The organism is Pedobacter cryophilus (assembly GCF_005116455.1).
Lineage (GTDB): Bacteria > Bacteroidota > Bacteroidia > Sphingobacteriales > Sphingobacteriaceae > Pseudopedobacter > Pseudopedobacter cryophilum.
The window spans coordinates 44,519-69,965 of the sequence record NZ_SWBP01000009.1; the positions used below are offsets into that span (position 1 = coordinate 44,519).

Annotated in this window: 26 protein-coding genes; 11 read left to right on the top strand and 15 right to left on the bottom strand. The window is 32.0% G+C overall.

The window, feature by feature from the left end:
- Positions 1–116: 116 nt before the first annotated feature.
- The 6 genes from FA046_RS16785 to tgt all read right to left on the bottom strand — a co-directional run bounded on the left by FA046_RS16785 (position 117) and on the right by tgt (position 7,331).
- Positions 117–494, bottom strand: a complete 378-nt coding sequence (locus FA046_RS16785; protein WP_136827698.1) for a GxxExxY protein — start codon at positions 492–494, stop codon at positions 117–119.
- Positions 495–535: 41 nt separating this feature from the next.
- Entirely contained in the window at positions 536–865 is a 330-nt protein-coding gene (locus tag FA046_RS16790) for a hypothetical protein (RefSeq protein WP_136827699.1), read from the bottom strand.
- A gap of 2 nt (positions 866–867) precedes the next feature.
- A complete protein-coding gene (locus tag FA046_RS16795) occupies positions 868–3,522 on the bottom strand; it encodes a TolB family protein (protein ID WP_136827700.1) in 2,655 nt (884 codons plus the stop codon).
- A gap of 676 nt (positions 3,523–4,198) precedes the next feature.
- A complete protein-coding gene (locus tag FA046_RS16800) occupies positions 4,199–5,104 on the bottom strand; it encodes a DMT family transporter (protein WP_136827701.1) in 906 nt (301 codons plus the stop codon).
- Positions 5,105–5,106: 2 nt separating this feature from the next.
- Entirely contained in the window at positions 5,107–6,201 is a 1,095-nt protein-coding gene (locus FA046_RS16805; protein WP_205943692.1) for an LptF/LptG family permease, read from the bottom strand.
- On the bottom strand, positions 6,201–7,331 hold the full coding sequence (gene tgt / locus FA046_RS16810; protein WP_136827702.1) for a tRNA guanosine(34) transglycosylase Tgt: 1,131 nt from the start codon (positions 7,329–7,331) through the stop codon (positions 6,201–6,203). The genes FA046_RS16805 and tgt overlap by 1 nt, the downstream gene beginning before the upstream one ends.
- 124 nt (positions 7,332–7,455) lie before the next feature.
- Here tgt and FA046_RS16815 point away from each other — a divergent pair, with 124 nt between their 5' ends.
- The 4 genes from FA046_RS16815 (at position 7,456) to dprA (ending at position 10,991) form a co-directional block, all read left to right on the top strand.
- Complete coding sequence (locus tag FA046_RS16815; RefSeq protein ID WP_136827703.1) at positions 7,456–8,580, top strand: glycosyltransferase; 1,125 nt, start codon at positions 7,456–7,458, stop codon at positions 8,578–8,580.
- A complete protein-coding gene (locus tag FA046_RS16820; RefSeq protein ID WP_136827704.1) occupies positions 8,571–9,185 on the top strand; it encodes a sigma-70 family RNA polymerase sigma factor in 615 nt (204 codons plus the stop codon). The genes FA046_RS16815 and FA046_RS16820 overlap by 10 nt, the downstream gene beginning before the upstream one ends.
- On the top strand, positions 9,175–9,807 hold the full coding sequence (gene rsmG, locus FA046_RS16825) for a 16S rRNA (guanine(527)-N(7))-methyltransferase RsmG (protein ID WP_136827705.1): 633 nt from the start codon (positions 9,175–9,177) through the stop codon (positions 9,805–9,807). Before FA046_RS16820 ends, rsmG begins: the two co-directional genes overlap by 11 nt.
- 95 nt (positions 9,808–9,902) lie before the next feature.
- Positions 9,903–10,991 carry a DNA-processing protein DprA gene (gene dprA, locus FA046_RS16830; protein WP_136827706.1) on the top strand — a complete coding sequence of 363 codons (1,089 nt, stop codon included), beginning with the start codon at positions 9,903–9,905 and terminating at the stop codon, positions 10,989–10,991.
- A gap of 11 nt (positions 10,992–11,002) precedes the next feature.
- Here the strand turns inward: dprA and FA046_RS16835 are convergent, their stop codons facing one another.
- From FA046_RS16835 to sppA, 4 genes are all read right to left on the bottom strand, one after another.
- Entirely contained in the window at positions 11,003–11,506 is a 504-nt protein-coding gene (locus tag FA046_RS16835) for a SixA phosphatase family protein (protein ID WP_136827707.1), read from the bottom strand.
- On the bottom strand, positions 11,499–12,485 hold the full coding sequence (locus FA046_RS16840) for a glycosyltransferase family 9 protein (RefSeq protein ID WP_225870947.1): 987 nt from the start codon (positions 12,483–12,485) through the stop codon (positions 11,499–11,501). The genes FA046_RS16835 and FA046_RS16840 overlap by 8 nt, the downstream gene beginning before the upstream one ends.
- On the bottom strand, positions 12,482–14,176 hold the full coding sequence (locus FA046_RS16845; RefSeq protein ID WP_136827708.1) for a DNA polymerase/3'-5' exonuclease PolX: 1,695 nt from the start codon (positions 14,174–14,176) through the stop codon (positions 12,482–12,484). The genes FA046_RS16840 and FA046_RS16845 overlap by 4 nt, the downstream gene beginning before the upstream one ends.
- A gap of 75 nt (positions 14,177–14,251) precedes the next feature.
- Positions 14,252–16,012 (bottom strand): signal peptide peptidase SppA, encoded by a 1,761-nt coding sequence (gene sppA / locus FA046_RS16850; RefSeq protein WP_136827709.1) that lies wholly within the window; start codon positions 16,010–16,012, stop codon positions 14,252–14,254.
- A 22-nt stretch (positions 16,013–16,034) separates the two neighbouring features.
- Here sppA and folK point away from each other — a divergent pair, with 22 nt between their 5' ends.
- A complete protein-coding gene (folK, locus tag FA046_RS16855; protein ID WP_225870948.1) occupies positions 16,035–16,583 on the top strand; it encodes a 2-amino-4-hydroxy-6-hydroxymethyldihydropteridine diphosphokinase in 549 nt (182 codons plus the stop codon).
- Entirely contained in the window at positions 16,580–16,951 is a 372-nt protein-coding gene (locus FA046_RS16860; RefSeq protein WP_136827710.1) for an Hpt domain-containing protein, read from the top strand. Before folK ends, FA046_RS16860 begins: the two co-directional genes overlap by 4 nt.
- Here the strand turns inward: FA046_RS16860 and purS are convergent.
- The 3 genes from purS to rho all read right to left on the bottom strand — a co-directional run bounded on the left by purS (position 16,948) and on the right by rho (position 19,533).
- Entirely contained in the window at positions 16,948–17,202 is a 255-nt protein-coding gene (gene purS / locus FA046_RS16865; protein WP_136827711.1) for a phosphoribosylformylglycinamidine synthase subunit PurS, read from the bottom strand. The genes FA046_RS16860 and purS overlap by 4 nt on opposite strands.
- A complete protein-coding gene (gene pssA, locus FA046_RS16870; RefSeq protein WP_136827712.1) occupies positions 17,199–17,870 on the bottom strand; it encodes a CDP-diacylglycerol--serine O-phosphatidyltransferase in 672 nt (223 codons plus the stop codon). Before pssA ends, purS begins: the two co-directional genes overlap by 4 nt.
- 91 nt (positions 17,871–17,961) lie before the next feature.
- Positions 17,962–19,533, bottom strand: a complete 1,572-nt coding sequence (rho, locus tag FA046_RS16875) for a transcription termination factor Rho (protein ID WP_136827713.1) — start codon at positions 19,531–19,533, stop codon at positions 17,962–17,964.
- A gap of 232 nt (positions 19,534–19,765) precedes the next feature.
- Between rho and pyrF the strand changes: the two genes are divergently transcribed.
- From pyrF to FA046_RS16900, 5 genes are all read left to right on the top strand, one after another.
- A complete protein-coding gene (gene pyrF / locus FA046_RS16880; protein ID WP_136827714.1) occupies positions 19,766–20,593 on the top strand; it encodes an orotidine-5'-phosphate decarboxylase in 828 nt (275 codons plus the stop codon).
- A gap of 2 nt (positions 20,594–20,595) precedes the next feature.
- Positions 20,596–21,525, top strand: coding sequence for a DMT family transporter (locus FA046_RS16885; protein WP_136827715.1), 930 nt, complete (start codon positions 20,596–20,598; stop codon positions 21,523–21,525).
- Positions 21,526–21,541: 16 nt separating this feature from the next.
- On the top strand, positions 21,542–22,822 hold the full coding sequence (locus FA046_RS16890; protein ID WP_136827716.1) for a DUF2851 family protein: 1,281 nt from the start codon (positions 21,542–21,544) through the stop codon (positions 22,820–22,822).
- A gap of 4 nt (positions 22,823–22,826) precedes the next feature.
- A complete protein-coding gene (locus tag FA046_RS16895; protein WP_136827717.1) occupies positions 22,827–23,048 on the top strand; it encodes a PspC domain-containing protein in 222 nt (73 codons plus the stop codon).
- 147 nt (positions 23,049–23,195) lie between these two features.
- The gene (locus FA046_RS16900; protein ID WP_136827718.1) at positions 23,196–24,122 is read left to right on the top strand and encodes a glycosyltransferase family 8 protein; all 927 of its coding nucleotides are present in this window, start codon (positions 23,196–23,198) and stop codon (positions 24,120–24,122) included.
- On the opposite strand, the gene FA046_RS16905 is transcribed toward FA046_RS16900, so the two are convergent.
- Together FA046_RS16905 and FA046_RS16910 are read right to left on the bottom strand one after the other, a co-directional pair.
- The gene (locus FA046_RS16905) at positions 24,119–24,769 is read right to left on the bottom strand and encodes an ankyrin repeat domain-containing protein (RefSeq protein WP_136827719.1); all 651 of its coding nucleotides are present in this window, start codon (positions 24,767–24,769) and stop codon (positions 24,119–24,121) included. The genes FA046_RS16900 and FA046_RS16905 overlap by 4 nt on opposite strands.
- A 136-nt stretch (positions 24,770–24,905) precedes the next feature.
- Positions 24,906–25,447, bottom strand: a 542-nt coding sequence (locus tag FA046_RS16910; protein ID WP_136827720.1) for an ISAon1 family transposase, incomplete at its 5' end; no start/stop codon positions are given.

The window sequence follows — 25,447 nt, forward strand, 5'->3', positions numbered from 1 at the left end:
ATAAATAAGACGTACAGCATTAGTTTTCATTCGTGTATTCGTGGCATTTAATTTTTGTTTTTTTGACACGAATACACGAATTTTCACGAATCAGGGCGCATAATATTCTGATTTAATTAAAGTATTAGCCTTTTGTGTTCAAGCTTGCCTCTTCCAAAGTTAATCAACAAGCCTAATTGATGACCTGATACCTTTAAATAATTAATTGTTTGAGCAATATGATCATCAGTTAATGAGGAAACAGATTTGACCTCCAAAATTATTTTATCATAAACAACAAAATCTGCGTAAAATTTACGGGGTAATAATATTCCTCTAAAATAAACTTCGTAAGCTGTTTCTCTATCATAAAAAATCTGATCTTGACTGAAGATAACTTCTAACGCATCTTTATAAACTATTTCAGAATAGCCATGCCCCAATGCGGTATGAACTTCCATACATTTACCTATTATTTCGTAAGACTCTTCACGATAAATAATATTAGTATCCATTTGTTTTCCGAAAGCTTTATAGGTTTAGTGTATTTAAAATTCTATTGTAAATAATCACGGTCTTCATCACTCAGCTGATTGGTTTTTTTCATGCTGATGTAATCATTATCTTCTTTAGAAATATTATTGACTTCTAAAGGAACATCTTTTGCGTTTTGATAAGCCGTAGTTTCTATTTCTTTCTTTTTCTTTGGTCGGGCTACAATTACGCCAATGATAAAACCAAACAGCGTTACGGTAAGCATCATCCATAATTTAGAAATATAAATTTGTTTCCAAAGTAAAGTGAAAACTACTTCATCTGTATTTTGCATAAATATTACAGTGATTAGCACTGCAAGAATTATAATCACTATTGTTTTAAAGTTCATAATTAAAAAGAAAAGTTTAAACCTAGCTCGAATATCGGGTTTTTTGTACTGCTTTCATTAGGGATGATGATTTTTCCGCCTAAATCAAAATTTGGAAGGTAAAATCTTAATAAATTCATATCCGCTCGTAGCTCTGCACCGTAAGACCTTAACCCTTTCCCATTGCCAATGTTTTCAAAATCGGCAAAAAAGCCACCTTTAATCCTTTTAATATAAGCTAAAGGCCCTAATTCTAAATCAGGGTAAGCAATTGGGAAACGATAATCTAAAAGCAAAGTATTGTAAAGCTTTTGCAGAGGAGCCATATTTGCATATCCGTTTGCCCTTGAAATATCAGTATTAAAATTATATACCCCATCATTATTTTGAGAATTAAAGCTCGCCTGTAAGCTATGGTTCATCATTAACCCCGGAAAATAAAACTGTGATTTAAAAACAAGGTTGTTGCCATTTAAATTTTTATCAAAAGGGAGATGCTCATAACTTAATCTAAAATTTTGACCCCATTTTGGTGCTAAATCTCGTGGACTAGTTTGAGAGTTGAAACCGGCAAAAACCTGATATTGCAAAGGGAAATTGATTTGAGTCGAAAAATTTGTGGGTCTTAAAGTCAGTTGGTATCTATTGGTGTAATAGGTTTCTACATTAATTCCAGAATTGAAACTTTTATTTAACCGGTTGGCAAAAAACGGAATGTTTACGTTTAATGAAGTGTAATTTTCTCTCCATTGAAAAGGAACTATTGTTTTGATGGTTCCGTTGGTTACTTCGGCATAAGATAAACGAGCCCTGTTTTCATAATTAACAGAAATTTGTGGATAGAATTTTTGGTAAATTATCCTAGCCCTATATTCACTTTTATTTAAGGCGTTATTGTAACGATAGCCTAAAGCAGAAGAAACGGTATTTAATTTATTATCTGATGCTAAATCAAAACCAAAATTAAAGTCATCAGTGTTGGTGTTGTCTTCATTGATCAGTCTTAAACTATGTACATAAAACAGATGGTCTATTTCTCTGTAAGCACTAGTTTCAAAAATTTTTTCTGGTGTTTGTTTAAAAATATTTGAGTCATTTTCCTGCTTTATAAGGGGCTCAAAATAATTCACGAATGTGTTTGTATGTTCAGTAAGCTGAAATGCATTAGCGGCTTTTAAATCAATCGACGCGATGTTGTAGCCTTTTGGTTGGTAATCATTAAACAACAATACCTGTTGCTCTTCATTTACCGAAGGATGAAATGCTCCAAACTGAGCAGCACTCAGCTGACTTATTTTTTTTGTATCGAGATCGAAAGCATAAATATTATCAATTCCGTTGTAGTGAGCTTTGTAGATAATTTGATTTTTGTAAAACGTAGGTCGCGATATAATTTGTCTTTCTTGTGGGAGCAGTTGCACAAAGGAAGCATCATCACTATTGTAAAGTAATAAGGTTTTTCCCAAGTTGTTTACCGCGGTTACAATAATTTGATTTCCTGTTTTGTTAAACTGAGGTGTTTGTAAAGTGTAATTTGAAGGATTCGGATAGCTTTTAATTTCTTCTCCAGTTTCTGTATCGATCTCTACCAGATTAAAAATATTCTCTGTAGAGACCTTTACGGCTACAATTTTTTTCCCATCCGAAGATAGGGCAGGAGAAAACAACCTGCTTTTGTGCGTTAGTTGCTGATATTTTTTTGTTTGCAAATTGTAAAGGCAAATCACATTAAAAGAACGCTGCTCAAACCTTTGGTCAGCTCTATATTCATCCCAAACAACTTTTTGAGCTGCGTAATTTAAATTAGGCTCTGTTTGATAGCCAATTTTTATTAGTTTTTCTTCTTTCTTGTTTTTGATATAAATGATGGATGGTGTTTCGGCTTTAGATCCTTTAAAGCAAATGATGCCTCCATCTTCCGTTGAAAAGGGAAAAAGATAGGTGGTTGGAATTTTGTTGTCTTCTTGTTGTAAAGAAGTATAAACAGTGGGCTTTGTTTCGTTAGATTGTATGCGCCATAAAGAGTCTATTTCTTTCATGGTTTCTTGGTATAACCGATGAGTTCCTTTTCCGCTATATTTTTTTAAAGACGAACTGAAGTTATAAGGCCTAACGGGAAAACGTTTGATGCGTTCTAAAACTTGGTCTAAAATTTTTGGTCCAAAATCTCTTCTAATTTTTGTGGTCATAAAGTAACCTAAAGGATAATAACCGGGGGTGTAACTTTTTAACGAACCAAAATAATTTTTTGAATAACTGTAATGATTTCCCGAAAGTTCATTGGCTCTTAAAACCATTTCAAAAGCAGGCTGTCTTCCTCTGCCGGCTTGAGTTAAAATAGTCTCAATTCCAACGGCATCTCCTTCAAAAAACCAGGGAGGTAAGTTGATGCCAAACAAGGCTAATTTTAGCTCTTCAAAAAGTGGGGCATTAAGGTTGGGAGCCAACTTATCAAATTGCACCACATGTCTTAACTCATGAACCGCTAAACTGTTTAACCAATCTTGTGCGTCAAATTCCTGACCAGGGATAGTGTAAAATTCTGATCTTCTTGGTCCCATTTGTACAAAGCCATTAGAGAGTACTCCCTGTGTTTGAAGGATAATGGAAATAGGCTTGGGCGCATGCCCTAAACTTTTGCTTACATCAGCTACTATGGCATTTAAAACATTTGCCATTCTTTGCGCCTCTTGTTCAAGCGGGGTAGGGTAGATGATTTGGAACTGAGGAGTGTTTATTTGCTTGAATTTTACACTTGGGGGATTTTGTCCAGCACTATATAATTGTGAAAAAGCCCTGTATGAAGTAATTGATAATATTATTATACATAAAGTACTGATTAGTAATAATTTATAATAGTTTTTTAGTATCATATAAATCTAATGCTAAATTATTTAGTAATTAAGAGATTTGGAATTGATTTCTAATTGATTTTTAATTTTAATTGATTTTTATAAATAACTGATAATCAATTATATTTTATGTTTGATTGAATTTCATAATTAAACATTTTTTAATGTTTTTAGACGTTTTTTTGTTAAAAAAAGAGCATTAAAATGTGTTTTTGATTGTAGTAAGATAATGCTTTTATTTTAGATTATTATACACCAAGTAGCTTGTTTTTATAGCTTAATTCTTATTTGTTTTTTTGAATTGAGTGTAATATTTTTCACGAAATTGAAGAGAGCGGCAGCCAATAATTTAAAAATAACTTGATTAAGTTTGATTTAAAATTAGAATTTCAAGCCTTTATAAAGAGTTTTAAGAGGAGATATATTTCATCTTTCAGTGTGGTTTTTGAATCTTAATATTGTATTTTAAGTGACTAATTAAGATGCTTAGTGTATTGTATTTTTAAACTAAAGGAATGGATTTTCTTAGTTTTCTTTTAGCAATTTTATTTTTGACTACCGGATATAAAAATATAGTACCTAAAATAATGCTTGCTCCGGCATAAAATCCAAAGGTCATTTGTTCGTTTTTTCCAAAGATAATTAGTGCTAAAATAATAGCATAAACGGGTTCTAAATTGGTAATTAAGGCTACCCTAAAAGCACTCAATTCTTTCATCACAGATACACCTGCAACATAGGCAACCGAGGTGCAAATGGTGCCTAAAATCAGTAAATAAATAACGTCTGAAAATGGTAATTTAATTTCGCTATTAAAGCCGCCGGTAAATAATAAGTAAAGGCTTATCCAAAAAAAAGCGCCCGTTAATTCGTAAAAACCAATGATAGATGCATCTCTGTTTTTGACTTGTTTAGAGTTAATAATTGAAAGTATGCTGGCACAAAGAGCACAACATAATCCCATAATAATACCGGTTTGGTACTGCGTTTCGAATTTAAAAATAAGGTAAATACCAAAAATTATGAATAAACCAGCTAGTATTTCCAGCTTAGACATTCTGCTTTTATTTAGTAATGGCTCTAAAACAGCCGTAAATAAAGTGAGGGAAGATAGGCAAACCATAGCCACAGAAACGGTAGAAGCTTTAATGGATCCAAAGAATAGTATCCAATGTAAGCCAACTATAGCGCCTGTAAAGAATAGTTTAATAAAGGTTTCTCTGTTTACTTTAAAAGTAGTATTGCTCCATTTAAAGTAAATGTAAAGCGTAGTTACGGCTATTAATACCCTATACCAAACCAAATAAATTTCATTGATAGATATTAAAGCACCTAAAATGCCGGTAAAGCCCCAAACTAATACCGTAAGGTGTAGTATGAGTAAATTGCTTTTAAGAGAAAATTTCATGTTTATTTTGGGGCTTTTACAGCGAGGATTACTCCCAGTATTCCAAATATTAAATTAGGGATAATTACAGCAATAATAGGTGGTAGGCCTCCTTTTAAGGCGAAAACGTTAGAAAATTGTATCAATAATATGTACAAGAAACTTAACCCAATACCAATTCCAAGAGGCAAGCCAACGCCACCTCTCACTTTTCTGGAAGATAAAGCTACGCCTATTAGCGTTAAAACATAGGTTGAAAATGGATAAGACCATCTTTTATATTTTTCTAACTCTAAATTAACCATGATACCAGAGCCTCTTATCTTTTCTTTTTCGATTTTGTCATTCAATTCCCTGAAATTCATTGCCGAATAAATGTTGTCTCTCACATCAAAATCTAAGGGTTTCATATCCAGAGTGGTGTCTTTTTCTGTTCCACTTACCATTTTCTCCTTTAAACCATCTACATACCTGATGGTGTAATTTGATATTTTCCATTTTCTGCTAATAGAATCCCAGGCAATTCTATCAGACATCAGCTTCGATTTTAAATCATCGCCTTTAAATTTTTCAAGTGAAAAACGGTAACCTATATCTGTCTTATTGTCAAATGATTCTAAATAAACATAAGTATTGCTGTCTAGTTGAATATGAATGTTGTTTCTGGTATTGTCTTGATTTTTTAGATAGGTGTTTTCAAAATTGGTCATTAATCTATTGGTCTCTGGTATAATCAATTGATTAAATATCATACTTACAATAAATATAATGGTTGAGGCAATAAAATAAGGTCTTAAAAATCTATTAAAACTGGCTCCACCACAAAGTATGGGGACTATTTCCGTTTGATCAGCCATTTTTGCAGTAAAGAAAATTACAGCTATAAAGTTGATTAAAGGAGATAAAAAGTTTAGATAAAAAGGAATAAAGCCACCATAATATTCAAATATAATTTGACTGGATGTTGCAGAGCTTTTTAAGAAATCGTCTAGTTTTTCTGAAATATCGAAAACTATAGAGATAATAACAAAAATACCCAATGTGAAAACAAAGGTTCCCAGGTATTTTTTTATAATATACCAGTCTATAATTTTGATGTACTTATTCAAAAAATTCATTAAAGTTTTTGACCTAATATTTGAACCATTTTGTTTTTCCAGGCATAAAACTCACCTGATATTATTTTTTCTCTGGCCTCTTTAACTAACCAAATATAAAAATGTAAATTGTGAAGTGTAGCTATTTGTGAGCCAAGTATTTCTTTAGAATGTACCAAATGCCTTAAATAGGCTTTGGAATAATGTAAATCTGAAAAAAGGTCGCTGTCACTTTCAATTGGTGAAAAGTCGTTTTTCCATTTCTCATTTTTAATATTGATGATTCCATTTTTGGTGAAAAGCATTCCATTTCTGGCGTTTCTGGTTGGCATAACACAATCAAACATATCAATTCCCAAAGCAATATTTTCCAGTAAATTAATAGGAGTACCCACGCCCATTAAATAGCGAGGTTTTTCTTCTGGTAAAATATTACAAACTACCTCAGTCATTGCATACATTTCTTCGGCTGGCTCCCCAACAGATAAGCCTCCAATGGCGTTACCTTCTTGATTTTGATTGGCAATAAACTCCGCAGATTTCATCCTTAAATCCTTGTAAACGGAACCTTGAACAATAGGAAACAAAGTTTGCGAATAATTATAATGTGGTTCAGTTTCATCAAAACGCTTTATACAGCGTTTTAACCATCTATGCGTCATGTCTATAGAACGTTTGGCATAGTTGTAATCACAAGGGTATGGTGTGCATTCATCAAAAGCCATAATGATATCAGCACCTATAACTCTTTGAATATCCATTACGTTTTCTGGCGTAAACAAATGTTTTGAACCATCAATATGAGATTTAAAAGTGACGCCTTCTTCTTTAATTTTTCTAACTTCTGTTAAAGAATAAACCTGGTAACCGCCACTATCTGTTAAAATTGGATGGTCCCAGCCATTAAATTTATGTAAACCACCGGCTAATTTTATAGTTTCTAAACCAGGTCTTAAATAAAGATGGTAAGTGTTTCCTAAAATAATTTGTGCTTCTATATCTTCTTTAAGCTCACGCTGATGAACCGCCTTAACGGTCCCTGCGGTGCCTACAGGCATAAATATAGGTGTTTGTATTGTTCCGTGATCTGTTGTGATTTCTCCGGCTCTTGCTTTTGAAAAAGCATCTTTTACTGCTAACTTAAACTTCATTTACCTTAAATTGTAATAGCTTGCAAAAATAGTAAAATTTAAAGCAGCTTTAGGTTTAAGTATTTTCATCATAAAGTTTGTTTTTAAGCTAATTTTAAGAAATTTGCAAACTTAATACAAGCACTTGATTATTTACATACAATACACCTTATTTTTTCTTTTCCAGCTTTGTTTTATTATTCAGCTTTATTACCTTTTGGTAATTCAGAAAAAATTCTCTTCTTATAAGCCCTTAGAGAATAATCTTGCGGAGGCAACCTTCCCTGTATCTGTAATAATTTGCGCTAGAAACGAGGCTAAAAATTTGCAACAATATTTACCTTTTGTTTTAGAGCAAAAATACCCTGATTTTGAAGTAATCGTAGTAAACGACTGTTCATCAGATGGGAGTGATGATGTTTTAAGGGTTTTTCAAGGTAAATACCCTCATTTAAAAGTAGTGAAGATAGAAGAGCATCCACGTTATAAAACAGCTAAAAAGTTTGCCGTTACTTTAGGAATTAAGGCCGCAAGCAATGAAATTTTAGTATTTACTGATGCTGATTGTAAACCCGATTCAGAAAATTGGCTATCATTAATAGCTGTAAACTATATCAATCCAGCTACAGAAATTGTGTTAGGATATTCACCATACTTACATAAAAGTGGCGTATTAAATAAATTGATAAGGTATGAAACTTTTCAAACGGCTATTAATTACTTTTCTTTTGCCTTAAATGGGATGCCTTATATGGGTGTCGGAAGAAACTTATCGTATAAAAAATCATTATTTTTTAAAGGAAAAGGTTTTGCGTCTCACATGCACATTCCATCTGGTGATGATGATTTATTTGTCAACCAAAATTCAACATCGGCAAATACAGAATTAGAAATTAGACCTGAGTCTCATGTTTGGAGCGAGCCAAAGCTTACTTGGAAATCTTATTGGAATCAGAAATTGAGACACATGGGCGCAGGGAGTTTATATAAAAAGCAGCATCAGTTTAATTTAGGGTTACAAGCCATATCGTCTGTAGGGTTTTATTTGTTGTTAATTATTTGCCTAAGCTTAAAAATAGAGCTTATTGCTTTGGGAAGTATCTTTTTTTTAAGATTTTTAGCTCAATTGTACACTTATTATAAACCAATGGTGAGCTTAAGAAATAAAGATTTACGATGGTGGTTCATATTGTTAGATCCTTTTTACTATATTTATTTAACAGCCTTAAGTTTTGCAGGCTTTTTTAGAAAGAAAACAACATGGAAGTAAATCCAAATTTTTCTGATAATGCTAAAAACGACTTTACTCTTGTAGAAAGGGCAAAAGAGGGTGATCAAAGAGCTTACGCAGATTTAATGCAGCGCTATAAAGATTCTATCTTTTTTATGGTGTTAAAGATGGTAAACAACAAGGATGATGCAATGGATATTACCGTTACAACCTTTGCCAAAGCTTTTGAAAATTTAGAAAAATACCGCCCTGATTATGCTTTTAGCACATGGTTGTTTAGAATTGCTACCAATGGAAGTATAGATTTTATTCGTAAAAAGAAAATTCAAACTACTTCTATTCATGCCTTATCAGGAGATGGAGGCGAAGACAAAACATTTGAAATTAGGAGTGATGTTTTAAATCCCGAAGAAACCTCCATCAAAAAACAACAGACAGAGCAGTTAAAAGAAATTATAGATAAATTGCCGCTGCGTTATAAAACCCTAATTATTTTGAGATATTTTGATGAACTTTCTTACGAAGAAATTTCAGTACAATTAGATTTGCCTTTAGGCACTGTTAAAGCTCAATTGTTTAGAGGACGAGATTTATTACACAACATACTTAACCGTAGAAAGAAAAGCCTTAAAAGTGACTTCTAATATCATACAAAAATATTTTCAAGATCTTAATCCTACACAGATTAAGCAATTCGACCAACTTTTTGAACTTTATCAAAATTGGAATGCTCAAATCAATGTAATCAGTAGAAAAGATATTGATGAACTTTATGAAAGGCATATTTTACATTCTTTAGGGATAGCAAAAGTTTGTCAGTTTTTACCCGGCACTCAGGTGTTAGATGTGGGTACCGGGGGCGGTTTTCCAGGTATTCCTTTAGCTATTTTATTTCCAGAGACACAATTTTTATTGGTTGATGCTATTGGAAAAAAAATTAAAGTAGTAAATGAGGTTGCGCAAGCTATTGGGCTTAAAAATTTAACGGCAAAGCACAGCAGAGCCGAGCAAATTCATCAGAATTTTGATTTTATTGTTTCTAGGGCGGTTACTCAGCTTAAAGATTTTTATCCTTGGGTGAAAGGTAAATTCAAGAAAGAAAGTAAGCATACGCTTCCTAACGGGGTACTTTATCTAAAAGGAGGAGACTTAAAGGAAGAACTCAACGCATCACAACTAAAAAATATCAAATTATATTCTTTGTCAGATTATTTTACGGAAGAATTTTTTCAAACCAAATTTGTTGTTTATTTTCCTGCTCAATAACCATTTAGCTTGCAAAATAGAGAATATAATATGTTGCATTGCACAGTCATTTTGCCTTAATAATTATTTGTTTCTACCTAAAACATTAAATAAGTATGCTGCATGAAATAGCGCTCACCATGATTAAAGGAATTGGTGGAATAACCATTAAATCTTTAATTAGCTATTGTGGTAATGCCGAAGAGGTTTTTAAATCAAAAAAGAATCAATTAGAAAAAATCCCAGGAATTGGCGGTGTAACAGCAGAAGCTATTATTAAGCATAAAACTTTTGAGCGGGCAGAAAAGGAACTCAATTTTATTGAAAAGTATAAAATTGAACCTCTTTTTATTACTTCCAATAATTATCCTAAAAGACTAAGAAATTGCTACGATGCGCCTGCATTGTTATATTTTAAGGGAAACACAAATCTTAATAATCAAAAGATAGTAGCCATTGTTGGAACCAGAAATGCCACTAATTACGGTAAAGCTTTTTGTGATAAACTAGTAGAAGGTTTACAAAGACATGGTTTATTGGTAGTAAGTGGTTTAGCCTACGGAATTGATATTGCAGCACATAAAGCGGCTTTAAATCAAAAAATGGCAACAGTTGGGGTTTTAGGGCATGGTTTAGATAGAATTTACCCAGCTTTGCATAGACCATTTGCAGAGAAAATGCTAGCACAAGGCGGCTTGCTTACAGAGTTTCCTTCAGAAACCAATCCAGATAGGTCTAATTTTCCAAAAAGGAATAGAATTATTGCAGGTATGGCTGATGCCACAATTGTAATTGAAGCAACCAGAAAAGGTGGGGCATTAATTACTGCCGAAATTGCCAATTCTTACAATAAAGATGTTTTTGCAGTGCCAGGGAGAGTAGATGACGAGTTTTCTGACGGTTGTAATTTTTTAATTAAAACTAACAGGGCGCAACTTTTAACAAGAGTAGAAGATATAGAATACATTATGGGTTGGATGGATGACAAGCTAATCACCCAAAAAATAGAACCTCAACTTTTATTAGATTTAAGTACTGAAGATCTAAAAATTGTGAATTTAATTAAAGAGAATGGTAGTATTCCTATTGATGATTTGCAGTTTAAAATGAATATTCCACAAAGTAAATTAGCAATGGCTTTACTTAATTTAGAGATGCAATCTGTAATTGTTGCTTTGCCGGGTAAAGTTTATAGATTAAACTAATAAACAAAAATTTAAACCATTTCTGAGTTTTTTGGGAAATCAAAGAAAACCACTTCTCCGGTATTTTTACTCACCATTTTCCAATCGTCAAAAGGAAAAGTAATTAAAACCATTCCGCAAGTAGGGATATTAAAAATATCTGCATCGGTTAAATAAACAGCTAAATCTGTAATGCCATTATTGTGACCAAACAAAGTCGCAACATTTGTTTCTTGATCAAAATTATTTACAATTTTTAGTAAAGTATCGCAAGAAGCATCATAAATGGAAGAATTAAGCTGTATTTTTTCTACAGCAATATCTAATTCTTTCGCTATTAATTTTGCTGTGGAAATTGCTCTATTTGCTGGACTAGAAACTATATAATCAGGTACGAAATCTCTTTTCTTGAGTTTAATACCCATTATGGGTGCGTTTTTTTTGCCTCTATCATTTAAAGGTCTATTAAAATCAGAAATTGAAGAAGTACTCCAATCAGATTTTGCGTGGCGAACAATCAGAAGTTTTTTATTCATGAATTATAAAATTTACGATTTTCTCCAGTTCTATGGTTTTCATACAATTAAAATGTTTTTTTGGACAAGCCGATAAACCAAATTTAGAACATGGCCTACAGCTTAGCTCTACTCCAGCTTCGTAATGATGATCAACTTGATAGGGTTGCACACCCAGTAATTCAGGAACTGTGCTTCCCCAAATAGTAACTAGTTTTTTATTAAATGCTTCGGCAATATGAGTTAATCCTGTATCAAAACCTATTACGTGGGCTGCATTTTTAACTATCGTAACAGAATCGTTAAGATTTATTTTCCCAACCATATTCACCGTTTTATCAATAGTTGCCTGGTGAATAGCATTGGCATTGTCTTCTACATCTTTTCCTCCTAACAAAATAACAGGTAAATTTAGTTGTTCACAAAGTTCAATTACCTTGTTATTAGGCATTCTTTTGGTGAAATGAGTGGCTCCAATAACAAAAGCAATATATGGCTTATTATAATAGTGCGGAAGTATTTTTTCTATGGATAAAGCGTCAGCAGGTAAAAAATAATCAATAGCTTTTGCATCATTTTTAATTCCTAAAAAGGCAACTGTTTTTAGATAACGATCAACCAAATGATCAGGCTTTATTAAATTGATTTTCCACTTAATAGCCAACCATTTTTTTAAACGCTCTTTTTTATAGGTTGATGATTTTACACCCAACTGCGTTTTAACCAAAAGAGATCTTAAACTGTTGTGTAAATCAATCACAATGTCAAATTGCTCTTTTTTTAAAGCGCTAATGGTATCAGCAAGTTTGGGTTGTAATAAATGGAGCTGATCTAAGTATGGATTGTTGTCTAATAAAAATTTAAAGGAAGGTTTGGTGAGGTAATGAATCTCTACATTTTCTAACTGATTTTTTAGGCATCTAATTACCGGAGAGGTATAAATAATATCTCCCATAGAGCTAAAGCGGATAATCAGTATTTTTAGTCCTTTAGTTTTCAAATTTTTATTGTTGATTTTCTTTCTTCAAAGAAAGTATTAATTTGAGGAAGAGAAAATGAGTTTAAACATTTTTGAGGATATAAACCACCTTTTCTTGCAACATTAATTCCGTATTGCATGTCTAAAAAACCTTCGTTTCTATGCGCATCCGGATTAATAGATAATAAAACACCCTGCTCTAATGCGTATTGATGCCATCTCCAATCTAAATCTAAGCGCAAAGGGTTGGCGTTAATTTCTATCACCACGTGGTTTGCAGCACAAGCATCAATAATTTTTTTAAAGTCTAAAGGGTAGCCACTTCTACTTAATAATAACCTACCGGTTGGATGACCTAAAATAGTAGTGTATGGATTTTCTATGGCTCTAATTAACCTTTGCGTCGCTTTTTCTTCATCCATTTTTAAATTAGAATGAACAGATGCCACCACAAAATCAAATTTTTTGAGAATTTCATCAGGATAATCTAAACTGCCATCACCTAAAATATCAGATTCAATACCTTTAAAAATTTTAAAAGGAGCCAGTTTTTTGTTTAAGTAATCTATTTCTTCTTGTTGTTGTAAAACTCTTTCAATGCTTAATCCATTGGCATAAACAGCTGTTTTAGAATGGTCACACATGCCCAAATAGCTCAAAGCTAAAGTATCACGACAGTAAATGGCCATTTCTTCTATTTTGTGAACACCATCACTCCAAGTGCTGTGGTTATGTAAAGTCCCTTTTAAATCTTCAAATTTAATGAGTTCCTTAATTTCATATTTTAAAGCTTTTTCTATTTCATTTCCGTCTTCTCTTAGCTCGGGGGCAATAAAATCCATTTTGGCCGCTGCATAAATCTCACCTTCAGAAGTAAAAATTTGATTAGGTTTTAGATAAGCTTTTACTTTTTCTACATGGGTTGCACAGCCGGTGGTTTCAAATAATTTTAACCCAGCTTCCGCCGATGTCGCACTCCAAAGTTTAATGTTAATCCCGTTAAGGTCTTTTAAATGTAGGTGTGTTTCATCTTGATAAATGATTTGGAACTGCTCAGTTTCAAAGAGATTTTTTGATAGGATAGAAGCATCATCAGAAATAAATAAATACTCTAATTCTTCAATAATTTCACATTTTCTTCTAAATGCACCTGTTAATACAATCTTTAAATCAGGATCTATTTTTTGAAGCGTTTGTGTAAATTCTTGAAGATAACTTTCGGCTAATTTCTCAATTTTAGCGTAAAGAAACCTTCCGGCATTAGCCATTTTAAATTCAATAGCTTTTTTAATTTCTTCCTGAGTTTTTAAACCAAAACCTTTAGCTTCAATTAAACGATTTTCATTACAAGCATAATAAAGTTCTCCAAGGTTTTCAATACCTAGGAAGTTCCAAATGACTTCAATTTTTTTGGGTCCTAAACCTTTAATCGATAGCATTTCTACTACGCCAGCCGGTGTGTTAGAAATTAAATCTTCTATATCCTGAATAGTATTAGTTTGCAGTAATTCGGTAATTTTTGAAGCAATACTTTTTCCTATTCCATCAATTTTCTCAAGTTCTTCTTTGGTTTTATCTTTGAGCTTAAAAGGAAGTTTATCAACTTTAAAAGAAGCGTTAGTAATAGATTTTATTTTAAAAGAATTTTCCTGATGAAGTTCCATCAGTTGAGATAATAACTTAAGCGCTCTAGAAATTTCTTTATTCTCCATTAATTAAATTTTGATGCAATTATAAAATAAAAGCCCACTGATATTGGTCAGTGGGCTTCAAAAATAAATTTTTATTTATTGAATAGTAATTTCATAAGGCAACCTAGCTTGCATGCCTTTCATATTTACCACTTCTTTTATTTTTTGATAATAAGGATAACTTACACCTAATTCTTGCTTTATCATGTAAGTTTTAATTTTATCTTCAGAATCACTTAACAAACCAAAAAAGCCTTCTTTAATTTCTGGATAGTTTACAATTTTATATTCTTTAAGTTTTGCTTTTTTTGCAGCAGCGGCAATAGCATCTTCTAAATGCCCAAGTTTATCAACTAATTTAAGTTTAATAGCTTGTTCTCCTGTCCAAACTCGCCCTTGTCCTATGCTATCTACATAAGCCTCAGAAACATGCCTTCCATCAGCTACTCTTTTGATAAAATCTTGATAAGTTCTATTTACTTCTCTTTGTAAAATCATTTTTTCGGCATCTGTCAAGGGACGAGAAATATCACCTAAATCTGCAAATTGACCAGTTTTTACGCCATCAAAAGTTACTCCGAGTTTGTTATTTAAAAAGCCTTGCATATTTGGGATGATGGCAAAAACACCAATAGATCCGGTAATGGTATTAGGCTCTGCATAAATAGCATCAGCGGCACAAGCAATGTAATATCCTCCAGATGCAGCATAATCTCCCATTGATACTATTACTGGTTTAGCCTTTTTAGTCAACAAAACTTCTCTCCAAATTACGTCAGAAGCTAAAGAACTTCCTCCAGGGCTGTTTACTCTTAAAACCACAGCCTTCACTTTATCATCTAACCTTGCTTTTCTTAATGCTTTAGAAATTCCTTCAGACCCAATGCTATTTTCATCACCTTCACCGCCATTAATTTCTCCGTTGGCATAAATAACAGCAATTCTATCAGAAGCGGTGCTTATATTTTTAATGGTTTTGGCGTATTCAGTAATGGTTACCGTTTTTAAGTTTTTTGCTTTGGCAATGCCTGTTTTTCCCTTTAATTCATCTAAAACTTCATCCTTGTATTTTAGGGCATCAATTAACTTATATCTTAATGCGTCTTGTGGAGATCTTGATTTTAAACCATCGGTAATAGCTATAATTGAATCTTGTGGTATTTTGCGGCTATCAGCAATTTCTGCTGTAAAGTGATTATATAATGAGCCTAATAAAGCTTTAGTTTGAAAACGATTTTCATCGCTCATTTTTTCTAAAATAAAAGGTTCAACCGCACTTTTAAAGGTTCCAACTTTAATAATTTGGGCTTCAATACCCAACTTATCTAATGCTCCTTTGTAAAACATCACACTAGAACTAAAGCCTTTAAGCTCTAGCAACCCTTGTGGATTTAAATAAACTTTATTGGCTACAGAGGCTAAATAATAAGCTCCTTGGGTGTAAACCTCGCTGTAAGCAATAATAAATTTACCCGATTTTTTGAAATCTAATAATGCAGTTCTAATTTCTTCAATGCTTGCAAAACCAGTCATCATATAACTTACATCAAGGTAAATCCCTTTAATATTAGTATCTGTTTTTGCGTTTTTAATGCTTTTTAAGATATCATCAAGACCTAAAACTTTTTCTCCTTTAAACGGTCCTAAATCTAAATTATCTAATGGATTAGAGGAACTGCGTTCTATAATTGGAAGGTTAAGATTTACATGAAGAATGGTGTTTTCACTCACTTGAATAGTATCATTAGAGCTACTTACAATTGCTGTAACTCCAACTATAAAAATAACGAATAAAAGAATGGAGGAAAAAATAATACCTACCATTGAAGCGAAAACAAATTTAAAGAATTGTTTCATTTTGATCTATTTATATTTAAATATGCAAATTGCAAATATAATTCTTAGAGAGTCATTAACAGTCATTGTTACAACATTTATGTGTCAGGTTTATTTGTTATTAGGAGGTAATTTAGGAGATAGAATCCAAAATATATCAAATGCGCTTCAAGCTATTAAAAATACAATAGGTGAAATTGAGGTAAAATCAGCTGTTTATGAAACAAAAGCTTGGGGCGTAGCACAGCAGCCAGATTATCTGAATTTGGTAGTTGTGGTAAAGACAGAATTGAAACCTTTAGAAATTTTAAATAAAACGCAACAAATTGAACAAGAATTAGGTAGAAAGAGAATGGAGAAGTGGGGGGCTAGAACAATGGATATTGATATTTTATTTTTTGATGATGAGGTTTTAAATACAGAAAGATTAACGATTCCTCATCCTTTAATTAATGTTCGTAGGTTTGTACTTTTGCCTCTTTTAGAAATTGCACCCAATTTTATCCACCCAATTTTTAAAGATTCAATTAAAAACCTATATTTAAAATGTGATGACAGACTAGTGGTGGAGAAATTAAATATCAATTTATGAGTACAGAAAACGAAATAATTATAGACCTAACCTATTTAAGAGACGTGGCAAGCGATAATACAGAATTCATGATTGAAATGATCGACATTTTTTTGGCTCAAACGCCAGGTTATGTTGAACAATTAACAACTGCTGTAGACCAAAAAGATTGGTCTAAAATGGCCGAATTATCTCATAAAATAAAACCTACAATGTCTTTTATGGGAGTAGAATCTGCCAAAAACACTTTAGGAGAGATAGAAACAAAATCTAGAAATCAAGAAGATTACGAGGGTATTGTAGCTGAGTTTGATAAAATGAAAGAAACTTTCAAAATGATTTTTATTAAACTAGAGGAGAAAAAAATAGAGCTGATAGCTCTAGGTTAAATTTCTCTGATATGGTAGCTGTAATTTTCCATAATCATATTTGCTAACAATTTTTTGCAGGCAGTTTCTACTTTTTCTGTAGCTATTTCTTGGGTTTCTGCATCTACTTCTAAAGTAATATGTCTTCCTATTCTTACATTATTAATTTCGGGTAAACCCAAGTTTTTCATGCTTCCTGTTACAGCCTTACCTTGAGGGTCTAAAATTTCTTTTAAAGGCATTACATCTATATCTGCTAAAAATTTTTTCATTTTGAATATTTAAAATGTATTTGAGAAAAAAGTATATATAAAATTAAAACTATTGGTAATGCAGCAAATTTAAGAAAAGCCAGCAACACTATTGAAAGAATAAGAAAAATGAATTTATATTTATTTGCTTCCCAGCTTAACTTATTCATTTTCATCGAAAAAAGTTTTAACTCGCTTATTAAAAGATAACTTACTGTAATAGTAATTGCTAAAAGAAAATAAGTGTTTGCGAGTAAAGAAGAATAATCTAATAAATAGGGTAGGGAGATGATGAAAAATGTATTCATTGGTGTGTTTAAACCAATAAACTCTTCTGTTTGGCGGGTATCTATGTTAAATTTGGCTAATCTTAATGCCGAGAAAATTGTGATTAAAAAACCAGCATAAGCAAGTAACCCCGCATTGGCATTTAAGAGTAATTGGTACATGATTACCCCTGGTAAAAAACCAAAGCTAATTACATCAGCTAAAGAATCTAATTCTTTTCCAATATCTGATTTAACATGTAGCAATCTTGCCGCAAAGCCATCAAAAAAATCAAACACTCCAGATATAATCACAAAAAAGGCAACTGTTTTAAGGTCGCCATTAAATGCATATACAATACCAATGGAACCCGAAAAAAGGTTACCACAGGTTAACATATTTGGAATGTGTTTTTTTATCATGCTAATAAGGATGAAAGATTAAAGAACAAGGATGAAAGACAATTACATTTTTCAATCCTTATTCTTTACTCCTTATTCTTTGTTCTTAAAATTAGCTGTTCATTGATACTAAAAACTCTTCATTAGATTTTGTTCCTCTTACTTGTGTAAGTAAAAATTCCATAGCTTCCTGAGAGTTCATATCTGCTAAGTGATTTCTTAAAATCCAAATTCTTTGAAGTGTTTCTTTATCTAATAATAAATCATCTCTTCTAGTGCTTGATGCAGTTAAATCAATAGCAGGGAATATACGTTTGTTAGATAATTTTCTATCTAACTGAAGTTCCATATTACCAGTTCCTTTAAATTCTTCGAAAATTACTTCGTCCATTTTAGAACCTGTATCTGTTAAAGCTGTAGCTAAAATTGTTAAAGAACCACCGTCTTCAATATTACGAGCCGCTCCAAAGAATCTTTTTGGTTTGTGCAATGCATTAGCATCAACACCACCAGATAAAATTTTACCAGAAGCAGGCGCAACAGTATTATAAGCTCTTGCCAAACGAGTAATAGAATCTAAAAGGATCACCACATCATGCCCACATTCTACCATTCTTTTTGCTTTTTCTAAAACGATATTCGCAATTTTCACATGGCGTTCTGCTGGCTCATCAAATGTAGAAGAAACCACTTCGGCTCTTACACTTCTAGCCATATCTGTTACCTCTTCCGGACGCTCATCAATCAATAAAATAATTAAATAAACTTCTGGATGGTTTGCCGCAATGGCGTTAGCTACTTCTTTTAATAAGTTGGTTTTACCGGTTTTAGGTTGCGCAACAATTAATCCACGCTGTCCTTTACCTATTGGCGTAAATAAATCCATTATTCGAGTAGAATGATCACTCGGTTTCATGAAAAGATTTAACCTTTCTGAAGGAAATAATGGGGTTAAATAATCAAAGGGAACTCGGTCTCTTACCTCTGCAGGTACTCGGTTATTGATAGATTCTACTCTTACCAAAGGGAAATATTTTTCACCTTCTTTAGGAGGTCTAATGCTTCCTCTAACGGTATCTCCGGTTTTTAATCCAAATAATTTAATTTGAGATTGAGAAACATAAATATCATCAGGAGAAGTTAAGTAGTTATAATCTGATGATCTTAAGAAACCATATCCATCAGGCATAATTTCTAAAACACCTTCATTGATAATTACGTTATCAAAATCAAAAGCAGAGTCTTGACTTTTTGGTTTACCTGCTTGATGTTTTTCTGGTCTGATAGATTTTACTTCAGTTTTAACTTCACCATCTAAAGTTGTAGTGTCGGTTACATTAGAAGTAGTTTCCTCTTGAACAAATGAAGCTTCTTTTTGAATAGGCTCTTCGTATTTAGGCATATTAAAAAGAGGAGCGTCATCTGAAGAAACATCAGACTTTCTTTTTTCTACGGCCACCACCTTTGTGGTACGGGCTCTTTTTTTAGCTTTTTCTTCAGAAATAGGCGTATCTACCGCTATTTCGCCAGAATTTCTTGCAGCAACAATTAAGTCTTGCTGTTCTTTAATTTTGGCTATCAGATCAGCCTTACGCAATTCGTCGGTGTTCTCTACACCAAAGCTTTTTGCGATTTCACGAAGCTCAGAAACAAGCTTATCGTTCAGTTCGTTTATATCAAACATTAAAATGAATTATTATCAAGGAATTAATTTATAAGAATTTATCCGTTTAGATCAGGTGTGACATTTAATATTCTGTGTGAATTTATTTGTTTTGACTTAATCCGTAGAATAAGGATAAATTGAGATTATGATGCAATTATATTGATTAATTTGTAATAATTAAATTATTTCGCATTATTTTTTTTCACATCCCTTTAATTTTATCAATTTAGCGTCCAGATTCTTCAAACACATGACTCGCCAGGAAATTATTCATCAAATAAAAAAGAAAAAATCGTTTTTAAGTATAGGTTTAGATACCGATATTAATAAAATACCAAAGCATCTTTTGAAGTATAAAGATCCTGTTTTAGAATTTAATAAATTAATTATTGATGCTACCTCTGATTTATGTATCTCCTACAAAATAAATACTGCTTTTTATGAATCTAGAGGTTTAAAAGGTTGGGAATCATTAGTTAATACTTTTAATTATTTACCAAAAGACACTTTTTCTATTGCCGATGCTAAACGTGGAGATATAGGAAATACTTCTGCAATGTATGCTGAGGCATTTTTTAACCCAAAAAGTTCTGAAATGGATTTTGACTCTATTACAGTAGCGCCTTACATGGGCAAAGATTCTGTTAAACCTTTTCTTGATTTTAAAGATAAATGGGTGATTTTATTGGCGCTAACCTCTAATGAAGGAGCTAAAGATTTCCAATTTATGGCAAATGATGATGCTTATTTATTTGAAATGGTAATTAAAAAATCACAAGAATGGGCAAACCCAAACAATTTAATGTATGTGGTTGGAGCTACACGTGGGGAAGCTTTTTTAGATATCAGGAAAATTGCTCCCGATCATTTTTTATTAGTACCAGGTGTGGGTGCTCAGGGAGGTTCTTTAGCTGATGTTTGTAAATATGGTTTGAATAAAGATTGCGGCTTAATAGTAAATTCATCCAGAGCAATAATTTACGCCTCAAACGGGGAAGATTTTGCAAATGCGGCAAGAGAAGAAGCCAAAAAAGTTCAAATAGAAATGGCAAATGAGTTAAAAGCTATCCATTTCTAAAAATGAAACCTATTACGTCGTTAAAACTGTCTTTAGCATTATTTAGCGTTTCTTTTTTTTGGGGAACCACTTATTTAGCCATAAGAATTGCTATTAAAAGTGTTCCAGCAATTTATATTGTTGGTTTAAGGCATTTTATGGCAGGTATGGTTTTGCTTGCCTATCTTTTTATCTCAAAAAAAATGGTGATGCCAACCTGGAGCAGAACCAAGCATAATATCATTTCTGCTTTTTTAATGTTAGTGTTAGGTAACGGATTAACTACTTATGGCGAACATACTGTTCCGTCTGGTTTAACCGCATTACTTACTACTTTATCTCCATTACTTGTTATGCTGCTCAATTTATCAACAGGGAAAGAAAAACCTTCTTATCAAATAGTTTGGGGCGTTGTTTTGGGTTTAATAGGGATGATTTTGATTTTTTTTAATAGCCTTTCTCAGTTGGTAAACCCCGAGTATAGAATTGGTATTGCTTGTATACTTGTTGCCATTTTATGTTGGAGTATAGGTACCGTATATTCAAAATCTGGATCAAAAAACTCGGTAAATATTTTTGTTGACCTGTGTACCCAAATGTTGTTTGCCGGCGGTGGATTATTATTGCTGGGCTTTGCAATCAAAGTTCCGTTTGATGTTTATAATTGGGAAACCACTCATATTTTGGCAATATTTTACCTTACTTTTTTTGGATCAATTGCTGGGTATATTTCTTATTTGTATGCTTTAAGTAAGTTACCGTCAACATCGGTATCTGTTTTTACTTACTTTAACGTAGTTGTTGCACTTTATTTAGGCTGGTTAATATTAGATGAACAAGTAACTTTAAGACTAATTTTTGCTACAGCATTTATATTATTAGGAGTGTTAATTGCAAATTATAAGAAAAAAACTCCAACGCCTGCTGTTCAGGATGTGATAATTGAAAAATAAATTTATAAATTTATTAATGCTATCTCATGAAGCCATTCTTCATTACATCTGGAAATTCAAATTATTCTCTTTGGTTGACCTAAAAACTATAGACGGAGATGATGTTCAAATACTAACTGCGGGTATCCATAATTTAGATGCCGGTCCTGATTTTTTAAATGCTAAATTAAAAATTAGTGAAACACTTTGGGTGGGGAATGTAGAAATCCATTTAAAATCATCAGATTGGTACAAGCATCAGCATCAAACAGATAAATCTTATGATAATGTGATATTACATGTGGTGTGGGAGGCAGATGCCGAAATTTTTAGAACAGATGGGACTTTAATTCCAACTTTAGCATTAAAAGATAGAGTTGCACAAAATGTAATAGCCAATTACGAGCAGTTAAAGCAAAATAATTATTGGATACCCTGTGAAAAGCAATTAAATGCAGTAGATGAATTAACTAAACAACAATGTTTAGATAGAATGATGATGGAACGTTTAGAAGATAAATCTAAATTGATACAACAATTACATCAGAATTTAAAGGGAAGTTGGGAGGATACATTTTATGTATCCTTAGCTAAAAGTTTTGGTTTTAAAGTGAATACGCTTCCATTTGAGTTGTTGGCTTTAAATTTACCTCAAATAATACTCGCCAAGCATAAAAATCAGAACTTACAAATAGAGGCTTTAGTTTTTGGTGTAGCGGGTTTATTAAATCAAGATTTTGTAGATGATTATCCAAATAAATTAAAAAGTGAATATCAGTTTTTAAAAGCGAAATATAAACTTAACCAGCTTGAACCAGAATTATGGAAATTTTCTAAAACCCGACCAGATAATTTTCCTACTATGAGATTAGCGCAGTTTGCGGCATTAATTATTGATTCGCAACACCTGTTTTCTAAAATTGTAGCCATTAAAGAGCTAAATAATTTTAGTGTGTTTTTTAATAATTTAGACGTTAACCATTATTGGAAAACTCATTTTGTGTTTGATAAACAAGTTTCAAAACAGTCATTTTTAATTGGAAAAAAAAGTGTTGATGTTTTATTATTGAATGCAATTGTACCCTTATTATTTTTTTATGGTAAGCAAATGGGAAATCCATTTTATGAAGAACAAGCCATTAAATTATTAGAATTTATTAAGCCCGAGCAGAATAATATTATTGCCGGTTATATAGAGAGAGGATTTAAAGTAAGTCATGCGTTTGATACTCAGGCGCTAATTCAATTGAAAAAATATTATTGTGATCACAAAAATTGCTTAAATTGTGCAATTGGTTTAAAAATTTTAAGATCTTAAAATTATGTTACAACGAATTATTACATTTTTTGAAAGATACTCTTTTGGGGTTTGCACTTATTTAGGTGAAAAATTTAAAATATCTCAAACCAAAATCAGGTTATTCTTTATTTATTCTTCTTTTCTAGCTGTTGGCTTCCCTCTTATTTTTTATTTTTTTGCGGCTTTTGTTTTAGATATTAGATCATATGTTAAAAAAATAAGAATCCAATTTTGGGATATCTAAAAGTAATTCTCAATTATTTTTGTAGCTTCAGGCATTATATCATAAAAAGTGTAATTGTGGTATAATATAATTTATATTTAATTTATATTAAATTATAAGAAACAATATTTCTTATAAAGAATAATATTAAAGTTTATTTCTTTAACTATGAATTTACAAACTCTAATGCCTGTGGAGAATGTTATTTATTTAGCATCAAATTGTGATAATGATTTTGTACTGTTTTATGCAGCACTTTTAAAATCTATTGAAACTCATCACCATACCGGAGAAAAAATAATTTCTCATTTAATAGGAGATGATATTACTGATGAAAATAAGAGAAAAGTTGAAGAATCATTAAATAAAGGAATTATTGAAATAAGATGGCTGTCATCTAAAAGTTTTCTTCCTGCGGGCTTAAATTTACCTGATGATAGAAGTTTGTTTCCTATTACCATTTACATGAATCTCTATTTAGCTTATTCCTTGCCGCAGGAGATTAAAAAAATATTATATCTAGATGTTGATTTAATAGTACAAGATGATATATCTAATCTTTATAATATAGATTTAGGAGAAAATATAATTGCTGCTGCTTTAGACAGGTACAAAAATTTCGGGCACCCTTGGGGAGGCGTTAGAAATCATAAAGTTTTAGGTTTTAGTCCGGATTTGCCTTATCTAAATACTGGAGTGATGTTAATTGATACCGAAAAGTGGAGAGCTAATGATATTACAGCTAAAACTATAAATGCTATAAATAAGCATAAAAAATATTCTCATTTGGCAGACCAGTATGGTTTAAACGTAGTTTTTGGTAAATTACCTTGGATTGTTTTGCCCCAAAAATGGAATCACGTTTCATTTGAGAAACCTGTAGAAAAACCATCAATTATACATTTTATAGCAGAGAAACCAACTTATACCAACTACAACGGAATTTTGGAGTTCTCAGATATTTTTTATGATTACCTAAACTTAACTCAATTTAAAGAGACTAAAAAAATGAGTAGATTTAAAACAAGAGTTAAGAAAACTAAAATTGTTATCCAAAAACTATATCGCAAATTATTTGACGATTTTAAAGTCTAAAAACTTAAAATTTCAGCAATATCTTCAAAACCTTTTTCTTTAGCTAAATCAGAAGGGAGTTTACCACCTTCCATTCTAATATCTACTTTTGCGCCTTTTTCTAGTAAAAGAATAATAATTTCAACACTTCCATTTTGTGCGGCAGAATGAAGTGGCGTTACACCAGACATTTGAGCAACATTAACTATTGCGCCATTCTCTATCAGCATTCTACTAATATTAAGATGGTTTCCTGCTACAGCAGAGTGTAAAGGAAAAACATGATAGCCATTTTTAGAAGAAAGATTCACATCCGCACCTTTTAAAACTAAATAACGAGCAACTTCTTCTCTGCCAAAATATGCGGCTAAGCCTAATGCGGTAAAACCATCATCAGAGTAGTCATTAATTTTTTCTGGTTTTTTAAAGATTTCATGTGCCACAACATCAAACTTTCCAGCAGCGGAGGCTTCAAATAGCGTGATTTCATCTAGCAACTCAATAAGAATGGTTGTTATTTCTGGTTTTTTGAAGTAACAAGAAAGCATTAAGGGAGAAACACCATGGCTGGTTAATTCATTTATTGCTGATAAATTGCTCAACAAATAATCTTTAACGGCTATTTCGTCTCCTGCTATAATTAACTCTTCCAGAAATGTTTGTTGCATGAATTTGAAATTTAATTTAATGATAGCAATAATATGTGTTTATTAAAATTCTAACACCATATTATTTTAAATAAGACTTAAAAAAGTAGGTTTTTATAAAGTTATTTTGGATCAAGCGTAAAAGTTGGGGACTAGCTTAGGCATAAATTTTAGATAATCGGAACAGGAAGAATTTAACATTTCTCACCCCTCTAAATTGAGATCTAAGAGCCTTTATTTTTGCATTAAATGATTCTGCTGATGCATTTGTGCTTTTATTATCAAAGTAATTCAATATGGTTTCATAATTGTTTTGAATGGTTCTTGCTATGGTATTAAAGGATTTGTAGCCTAATCTCTCTATTTTATTATACCATATTGCTAATTTTTTAAAAGCGAYTAATCTATCTTTTGAATGGCTCAATATGGAGGATAGTTCCTGAGAAATCTTATAGGCTTCCAGTAAATCTGGATATAGCTTAAACAACAGCTCCGCTCTATGATTTTGAGATGGTGTCCAGTTCACTTCTTTTTTAAACAGCAAATACCTGCTTCTTACTAATAATTGCTTTAAAGTGTCTCCATTATCCAATAGTTCTGCAACCCAGGGTTTCTTTGCTTCTTTAGCAAGATCCATTTCTTTGTTTTCTTGCTCAATGGCCTCCCATCTATGTTTTATCCTGATTTCCTGAACAGCCT

Coding starts and splice junctions, on each gene's coding strand:
- FA046_RS16785 (WP_136827698.1), bottom strand. CDS start 494: ATGGATACTAATATTATTTATCGTGAAGAGTCTTACGAAATAATAGGT.
- FA046_RS16790 (WP_136827699.1), bottom strand. CDS start 865: ATGAACTTTAAAACAATAGTGATTATAATTCTTGCAGTGCTAATCACT.
- FA046_RS16795 (WP_136827700.1), bottom strand. CDS start 3,522: ATGGCAAATGTTTTAAATGCCATAGTAGCTGATGTAAGCAAAAGTTTA.
- FA046_RS16800 (WP_136827701.1), bottom strand. CDS start 5,104: ATGAAATTTTCTCTTAAAAGCAATTTACTCATACTACACCTTACGGTA.
- FA046_RS16805 (WP_205943692.1), bottom strand. CDS start 6,201: ATGAATTTTTTGAATAAGTACATCAAAATTATAGACTGGTATATTATA.
- tgt (WP_136827702.1), bottom strand. CDS start 7,331: ATGAAGTTTAAGTTAGCAGTAAAAGATGCTTTTTCAAAAGCAAGAGCC.
- FA046_RS16820 (WP_136827704.1), top strand. CDS start 8,571: ATGGAAGTAAATCCAAATTTTTCTGATAATGCTAAAAACGACTTTACT.
- dprA (WP_136827706.1), top strand. CDS start 9,903: ATGCTGCATGAAATAGCGCTCACCATGATTAAAGGAATTGGTGGAATA.
- FA046_RS16835 (WP_136827707.1), bottom strand. CDS start 11,506: ATGAATAAAAAACTTCTGATTGTTCGCCACGCAAAATCTGATTGGAGT.
- FA046_RS16845 (WP_136827708.1), bottom strand. CDS start 14,176: ATGGAGAATAAAGAAATTTCTAGAGCGCTTAAGTTATTATCTCAACTG.
- sppA (WP_136827709.1), bottom strand. CDS start 16,012: ATGAAACAATTCTTTAAATTTGTTTTCGCTTCAATGGTAGGTATTATT.
- folK (WP_225870948.1), top strand. CDS start 16,035: ATGCAAATTGCAAATATAATTCTTAGAGAGTCATTAACAGTCATTGTT.
- FA046_RS16860 (WP_136827710.1), top strand. CDS start 16,580: ATGAGTACAGAAAACGAAATAATTATAGACCTAACCTATTTAAGAGAC.
- purS (WP_136827711.1), bottom strand. CDS start 17,202: ATGAAAAAATTTTTAGCAGATATAGATGTAATGCCTTTAAAAGAAATT.
- pssA (WP_136827712.1), bottom strand. CDS start 17,870: ATGATAAAAAAACACATTCCAAATATGTTAACCTGTGGTAACCTTTTT.
- rho (WP_136827713.1), bottom strand. CDS start 19,533: ATGTTTGATATAAACGAACTGAACGATAAGCTTGTTTCTGAGCTTCGT.
- pyrF (WP_136827714.1), top strand. CDS start 19,766: ATGACTCGCCAGGAAATTATTCATCAAATAAAAAAGAAAAAATCGTTT.
- FA046_RS16885 (WP_136827715.1), top strand. CDS start 20,596: ATGAAACCTATTACGTCGTTAAAACTGTCTTTAGCATTATTTAGCGTT.
- FA046_RS16890 (WP_136827716.1), top strand. CDS start 21,542: ATGCTATCTCATGAAGCCATTCTTCATTACATCTGGAAATTCAAATTA.
- FA046_RS16895 (WP_136827717.1), top strand. CDS start 22,827: ATGTTACAACGAATTATTACATTTTTTGAAAGATACTCTTTTGGGGTT.
- FA046_RS16900 (WP_136827718.1), top strand. CDS start 23,196: ATGAATTTACAAACTCTAATGCCTGTGGAGAATGTTATTTATTTAGCA.
- FA046_RS16905 (WP_136827719.1), bottom strand. CDS start 24,769: ATGCAACAAACATTTCTGGAAGAGTTAATTATAGCAGGAGACGAAATA.